Source organism: Bacillus sp. JJ1127 (assembly GCF_036965845.1).
Classification (GTDB): domain Bacteria; phylum Bacillota; class Bacilli; order Bacillales; family Bacillaceae_G; genus Bacillus_A.
In genome coordinates this window covers 1-2,151 of sequence record NZ_JBALQK010000362.1, presented here as the reverse complement: position 1 = coordinate 2,151, position 2,151 = coordinate 1, and the positions used below count along the sequence as shown (strand labels likewise).

1 protein-coding gene is annotated in these 2,151 nt (G+C 36.5%); it reads left to right on the top strand.

The window, feature by feature from the left end:
• Positions 1-72 precede the first annotated feature (72 nt).
• Positions 73-1,893, top strand: coding sequence for an acyltransferase family protein (locus V7183_RS24405; protein WP_097897610.1), 1,821 nt, complete (start codon positions 73-75; stop codon positions 1,891-1,893).
• Positions 1,894-2,151: the final 258 nt, after the last annotated feature.

The window sequence follows — 2,151 nt, the reverse complement described above, 5'->3', positions numbered from 1 at the left end:
GATTGAAAAAGAACTTTATAGGAGAAGTAAAAGCAACAAAAACATCTAAGAGAAATATAGGGAGGATTGTGAATGCCCACACCATTAAATAAAAATAATCGTTATATGGTCGGATTAGATAGTTTAAGAGGCCTAGCTATACTAGGTGTTATGTTGTACCATATCAATTTTAAGTGGATGCCTGGAGGGTTCTTAGGCGTTACTGTATTTTTTGTGCTTTCTGGTTATTTAATTACTGATATTCTTGCTATTGAGTGGAAGAAAAATAAGAGAATTGATTTGAAGAATTTCTGGTTGCGTAGGATAAGAAGGTTGATTCCAGGAATGATTGTCATGCTCATTATCGTTTTGGCATGGGTTACGATTTTTCATAGTTCTTTACTGGGGAAAATGCGGGAAGATTCGTTAGCAGCTGTATTCTATTTCAGTAACTGGTGGTATATTTTTCACAAAGTATCCTACTTTGATAACTTCGGCCAACTTTCTCCTTTGAATCATTTTTGGTCGTTAGCTGTTGAGGAGCAATTTTATGTGGTCTGGCCATTTATCATTAGTTTAGGATTTTACTACATAAAGAAACAATCACGTCTGGCACTATTTATTTTTCTAGGAGCTATTGCTTCAGCTATCGCAATGGCAATGATATATGAGCCAGGTGTTGATCCAAGTAGGGTTTATTATGGTACCGATACAAGGGCATTTTCCTTATTGATTGGTGCAGCACTCGCTTTAATTTGGCCGAGCAGTAGGCTTGCTAATAAAATTATTGCACCAGCACGTCTCGTTCTTGATGTAATTGGAGGAATTGCTCTTATTGTTATTCTCGTTATGTTTTGGAAAACGAATCAATATGATCCATTCCTTTATCGAGGGGGAATGTTCCTTTTATCGATTGCTACTGCTGTATTAGTAGCCAACCTTGCTCATCCAGCTAGCCGAATTGCTGTATTTTTAAGGTTTAAACCTTTACGTTGGATGGGTGTCCGCTCCTATGGGATATATCTTTGGCATTATCCGATTATCACATTGACGAGTCCGCAAGTTAGTACGGGAGAATTTCAAGTCACTAGGGCTATTTTTCAATTCTTTTTAATCCTGTTTGTGGCGCAGCTTTCATGGAAGTTTATTGAAAACCCAATTCGTCAAGGTGCGTTGAAGAATATTCATTTACAGAAATTGAGAATAAGAAACTTAAAGTTCAGTAGTAAGCTAGCTTTAACATGTGCATTATTGCTTTTCTCAACAGCTAGCTTTGGTTTAGCTACAGCTGGTAAAGCAAAAGAGAATCCTAAGGAAAATAGGATAGAAGCGGTGCAAACGGAACAAAAAGAACAGGCTAAACAGCCAAGTATAGTTAAAGAGGAGCATGCTGATAAACCATCTGAAAATAAAGAGGAAAAAGAAGCAGCTTCGGCACAAACGGAACAATCTCCAACCATTACAGCCATTGGCGACTCAATTATGATTGATGTCTCTCCATATTTGAAAAATGCTTTCCCTAATGTCAACATTGACGCGAAGATTGGAAGGCAGATGTCTCAAGCGTTTGATACGGTAGAGAGAATGAAAAAAGAGGGTACTTTGGGGGATTATGTTATTATTGGATTGGGTACAAATGGAGCATTTACTACTGAACAAATAGAATCATTGATTCAGTTAATAGGTAATAAACATAAAGTTATATTGGTTAATACTAGAGTGCCGCGTCCATGGGAATCGGTGGTTAATGAAAAATTAAAAGAAGTAGCATCGAAATTCTCTAATATTACACTAGTTGATTGGCATTCAGCAAGTGCTGGGAAACAAGCGTATTTTGAACCAGATGGAGTCCATTTGACAAAAGAAGGGGCAGAGGCATACACTTCACTTATAGTAAAGCATATTAAGAAGTAATTCGTCTTACTTCCGTTAAATGAGCTATTGTTTTTTACTGGTGTTATTTCAATATTGTTTTTAGCTATCGCTGCAATACACAAAAAAAGTAAACGTACTTAATTCATAAAATGAAAAAGCCAATTTCCTGTAAGGTAAGGAAATTGGCTTTTTCTGTGAAACCTTGCTGAATATATGAAACTTTCAAGTGCATAACAGCTAGGAAGTTCTTTGGATACTCATAGGGGCGATGAAGTGTTTAGATAAATCCATTTTCAT

Excerpts from the sequence above, each read along its gene's own strand:
- V7183_RS24405 (WP_097897610.1), top strand. The coding sequence starts at position 73 with ATGCCCACACCATTAAATAAAAATAATCGTTATATGGTCGGATTAGAT.